This is a genomic window from Rhodosalinus sp. (genome assembly GCF_041685465.1).
Lineage (GTDB): Bacteria > Pseudomonadota > Alphaproteobacteria > Rhodobacterales > Rhodobacteraceae > Rhodosalinus.
Genome location: NZ_JAWLFS010000003.1, coordinates 22,778 through 29,460 on the forward strand (window position 1 = coordinate 22,778; position 6,683 = coordinate 29,460).

Sequence of the window (6,683 nt, forward strand, 5' to 3'; positions counted from 1 at the left end):
CCGCGGGCTCAGTCCGCCCCGTACTCCGGCCGCCCGACCGCCGCGTAGGCGGTGAAGCCGGCGTCGCGCGCGGCCTCGGCGGAATAGACGTTGCGCAGGTCGGCGAGGCGGGGGGTGCTCATGCGGCCGGCGATGTCGGGGAGGTCGAGCGCGCGGAACTCGTTCCACTCGGTCAGCAGGACGAGGAGGTCCGCGCCCTCGGCCGCCGCGTAGGTGTCGTCGCACCATGTCACGCCCGGCAGCAGCCGCTCGCCCTCGCGCCGGCCCTGCGGGTCGGCCACGCGCACGCTTGCGCCGCCGCCCACGAGCGCGGGCACGATCGTCAGCGCGGGCGCCTCGCGCATGTCGTCGGTCTCGGGCTTGAAGGTCACGCCGAGCACGGCGACCGTCAGCCCGTTGACCGAGCCGCCACAGAGCTCGGTGATCTTCTCGACCATGCGGCGCTTGACCTCGTCGTTGATCTTGATGACCGCCTCGGTGATCTGCAGCGGCAGCCCGTACTCCTGCCCGGTGCGCGCCAGCGCGCGGGTGTCCTTCGGAAAGCACGAGCCGCCGAAGCCCGGGCCGGCATGCAGGAACTTGTTGCCGATCCGCTTGTCGAGGCCCATGCCCCGGGCCACCTCCTTCACGTCGGCGCCGACGCGTTCGCAGAGCGCGGCGATCTCGTTGATGAAGGTGATCTTGGCGGCGAGGAAGGCGTTGGCGGCGTATTTCGTCATCTCGGCCGACTCGAGGTCGGTGGTGACCACCGGGAACTCGCGCAGGTAGAGCGGGCGGTAGATCGCCGCCATGACCTCCGCCGCGCGCTCGGTCTCGACGCCGACGACGACCCGGTCGGGGTGCATGAAATCGTCGATCGCCGCCCCCTCGCGCAGGAACTCGGGGTTCGAGGCCACGTCGAAGTCGAGCGCCGGATTCGCCGCCGCGACGACCTCGCGCACCCGCCGGTTGGTGCCCACCGGCACGGTGGATTTCGTCACGATCACCACGCCGTCGGGCGCGGCGCGCGCGACTTCCTCCGCCGCGGCCATGACGTGGGAAAGGTCCGCATGCCCGTCGCCCCGCCGCGTCGGCGTGCCCACGGCGATGAAGACGGCGTCCACCCCCTCGAGCGCCGCGGCGAGATCGCGCGTGAACCGCAGCCGCCCGGCGGCCGTGTTCTTCTCCAGCAGCCGGTCGAGCCCCGGCTCGTAGATCGGCACCTCGCCGCGCTCCAGCCGCGCGATCTTCTCCGCGTCACGGTCGACGCAGACCACCTCGTGCCCGAAGTCCGAGAAACACACCCCGGAGACGAGTCCGACATAGCCCGTCCCAATCATCGCGATCTTCATGCGCCACGCGCTCCCGTCGTCTATCCCTGCCGCCTTGTCCTCCAGCGCGCGGGCTGCGTCAACGCGGCGCCTCGATATCCGGGCGATACTGGGACAGATACCAGTCCGCGAAGGCCTGAACGCCCTCGGCGAGCGGTGTCGCGCGCCGGTCGCCGACAAGCGCGTCGAGCAGCGTCACGTCCGCCCATGTCGCCGGCACGTCTCCCGGCTGCATCGGGAGGAGGTCTTTCTCGGCCTGCCGCCCGAGCGCCGCCTCGACCGCCGCGATGAAATCGCCGAGCCTGACGGGCTGCGCGTTGCCGATGTTGACCACCCGCCACGGCGCCACCGGCGAGAGGCTGTCGGCGTCGCAGACGGGCCGCTCCCCCGGCACCGCCGGGATCAGCCGCGCCACCGCCTCCACCAGGTCGTCGACATAGGTGAAGTCGCGCATCATCTCGCCACGGTTGTAGACCTCGATGGGACGCCCCTCGAGCATCGCCGCGACGAACTTGAAGAGCGCCATGTCCGGCCGCCCCCACGGCCCGTAGACGGTGAAGAAGCGGAAGAGCGTCACCGGCAGGCCGAAAAGATGGGCGTAGGAATGCGCCATCGCCTCGGTCGCCTTCTTGCTCGCCGCGTAGAAGGACATCTGGTGGTCGGCGCGGTCGGTCTCGGCGTAGGGCATCGCCGTGTTCGCGCCATAGACCGAGGAGGTCGAGGCGAGGAGCAGATGCGCCGGCGGGTGCGCCCGCGCCGCCTCCAGCAGTTCGAAGGTGCCGGCGATGTTGCTCTCGAGGTAGCTGCGCGGCGCCTCGATCGAATGGCGCACGCCCGCCTGCGCGGCGAGATGCAGCACCGCCTCCGGCGTGTGTTCGGCCATGAGCGCGGCAAGGACGCCCGGCGTCTCGATCCGGTCGGTCACCTGCGTGTAGCCCGGCGCGCTCTCGAGGAGCGCGAGTCGCCGGCGCTTGAGCGCGGGGTCGTAGTAGTCCGTCAGCGCGTCGATCCCGACCACGCGCCAGCCGTCGGCCAGCAGGCGGCGGGCGAGATGGAAGCCGATGAAGCCGGCCGCGCCGGTGACGAGGGCGGTGCGGCTCATCGCGGCGCTCCGGCGGGACGGGACATGGCGGCTCTCCTCTGCGGCACGGGCGGTGCCCTCACCGATTGCCTAGCGCGGCCGGGCGCCCGAGACAAACCGCTCAGCCGCTCTTCCGGAGCTCGACGCGGTGTGGATAGGGAATCGTGACGCCCTCCGCGTCGAAGGCCGCCTTCGCCCGCTTGAGCATATCGAACTTCAGGTCCGCGTAGTCCTCCGCCCGGCACCAGAGGCGCATGCCGATCTCCACGCTGCTCTCGCCGGGGTGCGTGACGCGCAGCCAGGGCGCGGGCGCTTCCGTCACGCGGGCGTCGTGCCGCAGGATGGCCAGTGCCGCCTCGAGCGCCAGCCCGGGGAGCGGGCCCAGTCCCACCGCTGCCGCCTGCATGCCGATCGCCCCCGTCCGGCGTATCGTCTCGCCGCCGCCCCTGTCGCCGGCGCGCGATCGGGGCCCTTTCCCTCCGGTCGCCAGAGGTTAGGGTGCGCGCCGCACAGAAAGGAGCCCCGCATGGCATCGCTCGACGACTTTCCGATCACCCGCCGCTGGCCGCCGCAGGACCCCTCCGTCCTGCAACTCTATTCCTATCCGACGCCCAACGGCATCAAGGTCTCCGCGTTCCTCGAGGAGTCGGGGCTGCCCTACGAGGCACACCGCGTCACCCTCGACGACGCGGACGTGAAGAGCCCCGAGTTCCTCTCGCTCAACCCCAACAACAAGATTCCGGCGATCATCGACCCCGACGGGCCGGACGGCCACCCCTTCGGCCTCTTCGAATCCGGGGCGATCCTGATCTACCTCGCCGAGAAGACCGGGCGCTTCCTGCCTGCCGATCCGCGCGGCCGGCACGAGACGATGCAGTGGCTGATGTTCCAGATGGGCGGCGTCGGGCCGCTCTTCGGCCAGCTCGGCTTCTTCGTGAAGTTCAAGGGCGCCGAGGTCGCCGACCCGATCCCGCGCGAGCGCTACGTCGGCGAGGCGCGTCGCCTGCTCGGCGTGATCGAGACGGCGCTCGAGGGGCGCGACTGGATCGCGGGTGAGTACTCCATTGCCGACATGGCGCTCGCACCGTGGCTCGGGGCGCTGGACTTCTATGGTGCGAAGGACCTTGTCGGCTGGACGGATCACCCGCGTACGGTCGCCTATCTCGACCGCTTCACCGCGCGGCCAGCCGTTCAGCGCGCGCTCGACATCCCGCCGCGCGAGGGCTGAGACACCGCGCAGGGGGGCGCTGCCCCCCTTGCGCCCCGTCGCGGCGGCTCATTCGGGCGGTGCGGCGCAATGTGCGCCCCCGGGCGCCTGGCCCGAGCCGAGGGCGATCGGCGGGGGCGCCGCGAAGGGATCGAGCGGCGCGCTCCGCGACAGGTCGAGCAGCAGGAGCCCGGCCAGCAGCGCGAGCGCAAGGGCGGCGGTCAGGCGCCGCGTCCTCATCGGCCCGCCTCCAGCCCGAGGCGCGACCGCAGCCGCACGCCGAGCCCCGATCCCGCGAAGGCGGCGGCGAACCAGACCCAGCCGTGCAGGCTCCCGGTGGAGATGCCGCTGAAGAAGGCGCCGACGTTGCAGCCGAAGGCCAGCCGGGAGGCATAGCCCATCGCGAGCCCCGCCGCCGCCATCGCGACCCACGCCCGGGCCGGGAGGCGCGGCAGCGGCCGGGCGAGCCCGCCCCGCCACGCGGCGACGAGGAACGCGCCGCCGATCAGCCCGAGATTGGTGAGCGAGGTGACATCGGTCAGCAGGCTCTCGCGCAGCCGCTCGGCGTTGCCGGGCGCGCTCCAGACGCCGGAGACGGAGAGATCCGCGCCAAGCGCCGCCGCCCCCTTCGCCGCCCAGAGGCCAAGGCCGTAGACGACCCCCCACGGCTGGCCCGCGATCGCGAGGTTGGCCAGCGCCAGCGCCGCGACCAGGAGCGCCGCGACCACGAGCCGGCGCGGGATCCGGCGCGCGGCCGGTTCGGCGAGGCGCAGAAGCAGGAGCGCCACGGCGCCAAGCCCGCCGAGCGTGACGAGGAGCCCGGCCGCCCCCTCCAGGGCGACGACCGGCGCGGTGCCGAGCCCGGTCCACCAAGGCAGGTGGCTCGCCCCCGCGAAACTGCCGATGGCGAAGAACGGCAGCGCCACAAGGCCCGCCGGGTTGCCGCTGCCGGCATTGACGAGCGTGCCGGAGCCGCAGCCCAGCACCACCTGCATGGCCGCCCCGAAAACGAAGGCGCCGCCCACCATGGCGAGCCCCACCGGCGCATGGGCGCCCGCGATCTCGCCGTCCGAGGCCGCGACGAGCGGCACGGCCACGACCGCGACGAGCGCGATCGCGAGGAGCTGCGCCAGAAGTCCGCCGGGCTCGCGGTGCAGGATCATGGCGCGCCACGGCCCGGCGAAGCCGAAGCGGAGCCCCTCGAGCGTCATGCCGAGCCCGAGGCCGACGACCAGCAAGAGCCCGTAACGCAAGCCGGCGAAGGCCGCGACCCCGAGGCAGAGCAGGAGCGCCGCCGCGACGAGCGCGGTGCGCCCGAGGCCCCGCAGGTACCGGGCCCCGGACGGCCCGGCGACGACCCGATCCTGTGTCATCCGCTCAGAAGACATTCCTGACCTGGCTCCAGAGGGTGCGCAGCGGGCCGGGCACATTGGCCATCTCGTGGCCGGCATTGGACCAGCCGACCATCGACGCCGGGTAGAGCGTCACGTCGTCGAGGCCCGCCAGTTCACTCAGCGCGAACCAGTTGGTCGCCGCCCAGTGCCCGGTGTTGCAGAAGGAAACGATCCGGTCGGCCTCCCCGAGGCCCCGGCCGTCCGCCAGCCGGCGGGCGGCCTCGGCATCGACGATGGCGGGGCCGGACCCGAACCAGTTGGCGTGCTCGAAATACTCCGACTGCGGCAGCGTCCCGGGACGGGCCGCCGCCGGGTGGCTGGCGTCACCGGCCCAGAAGCTCTCGGGCCGCGCGTCGAGCAGCAGGCCGTCCCGCGCGCCGCCGATCACGGCCTGCACGTCCTCGGCCGTGGCGCGCCATTCGTCCGAGAGCGAGACGGTGATCGCGCTCGGCTCGGGGCGCGGCTGCTCGGTCGAGAGCTCGAAACCGGCAGCGGTCCAGGCGTCGACGCCGCCGTTCAGGATCGCGAGCTCCCCGAGGCCGCTCGACTTCAGCGTCCAGTAGACGCGCGCCGCCGCCCCGAAGTCCGTGGCGTCGCGCCCCTGATGGGCGACGACGATGGGCCTGTCCCCGGTCACGCCGAGCTCGCGCAGGAGCTCCGTGAGCGCCTCGTCGTCCGGCACCTGTCCGGGGTTGTCCTCGGGCCCGCGGAACCGGCCGTAGGGCGCGTTCACCGCGAGGGGGATGTGACCGGACGCGTAGCCCGTGCGGGACGCCTCGTCCTCCGGCGCCTTGGGCGGGCGTATGTCGATCACGAGCGGCGGCTCGGTGTCGAGCATCTCGGCCAGTTCGACCGGCGAGACCAGCGGGTCGATATCGGCCATGGCCGGGCTCGCGACGGCGAAGGCGGCGGCTGCGATGGGAAGCGGTTTCATGACGTCCTCCTCGATGTGCGTCGACCGCAGATCGGCTTGCGGACCCGCGATGGCAAACCCGCACCCGCCCCGCAGCCCCCTGGGCGGCGAACGCCGTCGTGGGCCGCCTGAGCGGGGGCGGACACCCGCCTGCCCCCGAGCGCCGCGCCGGACAGGTGCTCCAGGCGGGCCGCAGCGGGAAGAATGACATTCTTTTTCGCCTGAGCGCACGGCCGGGCACCCCCGTCCCGCCCCGTCGGCCGGGACGGGTCGGTCGGGGCGTATCGGGCGCGCGCCATCGCGCGGGCGGGCATCTTTCAAGCGACGCAGGGTTGAACCCGCCGATCGCGGGGCCAGCTTGCCTGCCCGTCATGACTTCACTGCGAGACGGGAGAGGGCCCGACATGCATCCGGACGCGCACGTCTCGCCGCATGCGCCGCGGCGCATTGGCGGGCGCGGCTCGGTCGCGGCGCCGGGAAAGGGCCGGACCGGCGGCGTGACGGGCCGCGCTGTCGTCAGCGCATGCCGCAGACCGGGCCGCATGATCCCTGCGCCCCCCGGCGACGGCCGCGCGGCCCCGGGCCGGGGCGAGGGGCGCAACCGGCATAGGGGCCGCGCGGTTTGCGCGGGCATAACCCGGGGATATTCCGGGGCCGACACGTCGGATATCCAGCGGAGCACGGGGGCGCACGCATGACCATGGACACGGAGATCTGCATCGTCGGCGGGGGCCTCTCCGGCCTCGCGCTGGCGCGCGCGCTCCGCACCGAGGGGCGC

7 protein-coding genes are annotated in these 6,683 nt (G+C 73.0%); 1 reads left to right on the forward strand and 6 read right to left on the reverse strand.

From position 1 onward, the window contains the following. Positions 1-8: 8 nt before the first annotated feature. The 3 genes from ACESL7_RS00530 to ACESL7_RS00540 form a co-directional block, all read right to left on the reverse strand. Positions 9-1,331 (reverse strand): UDP-glucose dehydrogenase family protein, encoded by a 1,323-nt coding sequence (locus ACESL7_RS00530; protein WP_372890342.1) that lies wholly within the window; start codon positions 1,329-1,331, stop codon positions 9-11. A 58-nt stretch (positions 1,332-1,389) separates the two neighbouring features. Further along, the gene (locus ACESL7_RS00535) at positions 1,390-2,412 is read right to left on the reverse strand and encodes an SDR family NAD(P)-dependent oxidoreductase (RefSeq protein ID WP_372890344.1); all 1,023 of its coding nucleotides are present in this window, start codon (positions 2,410-2,412) and stop codon (positions 1,390-1,392) included. Between the two features lie 100 nt (positions 2,413-2,512). Further along, positions 2,513-2,797: a hypothetical protein gene (locus tag ACESL7_RS00540; RefSeq protein ID WP_372890346.1), complete on the reverse strand. Its 285-nt coding sequence runs from the start codon at positions 2,795-2,797 to the stop codon at positions 2,513-2,515. A 120-nt stretch (positions 2,798-2,917) separates the two neighbouring features. Between ACESL7_RS00540 and ACESL7_RS00545 the strand changes: the two genes are divergently transcribed. Beyond that, on the forward strand, positions 2,918-3,619 hold the full coding sequence (locus ACESL7_RS00545; protein ID WP_372890348.1) for a glutathione S-transferase family protein: 702 nt from the start codon (positions 2,918-2,920) through the stop codon (positions 3,617-3,619). A 48-nt stretch (positions 3,620-3,667) separates the two neighbouring features. Here the strand turns inward: ACESL7_RS00545 and ACESL7_RS00550 are convergent, their stop codons facing one another. The 3 genes from ACESL7_RS00550 to ACESL7_RS00560 are packed head-to-tail and all read right to left on the reverse strand — an operon-like array spanning position 3,668 to position 5,926. Beyond that, positions 3,668-3,838, reverse strand: coding sequence for a hypothetical protein (locus ACESL7_RS00550; RefSeq protein WP_372890350.1), 171 nt, complete (start codon positions 3,836-3,838; stop codon positions 3,668-3,670). Further along, positions 3,835-4,971: a YeeE/YedE thiosulfate transporter family protein gene (locus tag ACESL7_RS00555; protein WP_372890352.1), complete on the reverse strand. Its 1,137-nt coding sequence runs from the start codon at positions 4,969-4,971 to the stop codon at positions 3,835-3,837. The genes ACESL7_RS00550 and ACESL7_RS00555 overlap by 4 nt, the downstream gene beginning before the upstream one ends. A 4-nt stretch (positions 4,972-4,975) precedes the next feature. After that, the gene (locus tag ACESL7_RS00560; RefSeq protein ID WP_372890354.1) at positions 4,976-5,926 is read right to left on the reverse strand and encodes a sulfurtransferase; all 951 of its coding nucleotides are present in this window, start codon (positions 5,924-5,926) and stop codon (positions 4,976-4,978) included. Positions 5,927-6,683: the final 757 nt, after the last annotated feature.

Bases quoted from the DNA above. Each gene is read 5' to 3' on its own strand.
- ACESL7_RS00530 (WP_372890342.1), bottom strand. From the start codon at position 1,331: ATGAAGATCGCGATGATTGGGACGGGCTATGTCGGACTCGTCTCCGGG.
- ACESL7_RS00535 (WP_372890344.1), bottom strand. From the start codon at position 2,412: ATGAGCCGCACCGCCCTCGTCACCGGCGCGGCCGGCTTCATCGGCTTC.
- ACESL7_RS00540 (WP_372890346.1), bottom strand. From the start codon at position 2,797: ATGCAGGCGGCAGCGGTGGGACTGGGCCCGCTCCCCGGGCTGGCGCTC.
- ACESL7_RS00545 (WP_372890348.1), top strand. From the start codon at position 2,918: ATGGCATCGCTCGACGACTTTCCGATCACCCGCCGCTGGCCGCCGCAG.
- ACESL7_RS00550 (WP_372890350.1), bottom strand. From the start codon at position 3,838: ATGAGGACGCGGCGCCTGACCGCCGCCCTTGCGCTCGCGCTGCTGGCC.
- ACESL7_RS00555 (WP_372890352.1), bottom strand. From the start codon at position 4,971: ATGACACAGGATCGGGTCGTCGCCGGGCCGTCCGGGGCCCGGTACCTG.
- ACESL7_RS00560 (WP_372890354.1), bottom strand. From the start codon at position 5,926: ATGAAACCGCTTCCCATCGCAGCCGCCGCCTTCGCCGTCGCGAGCCCG.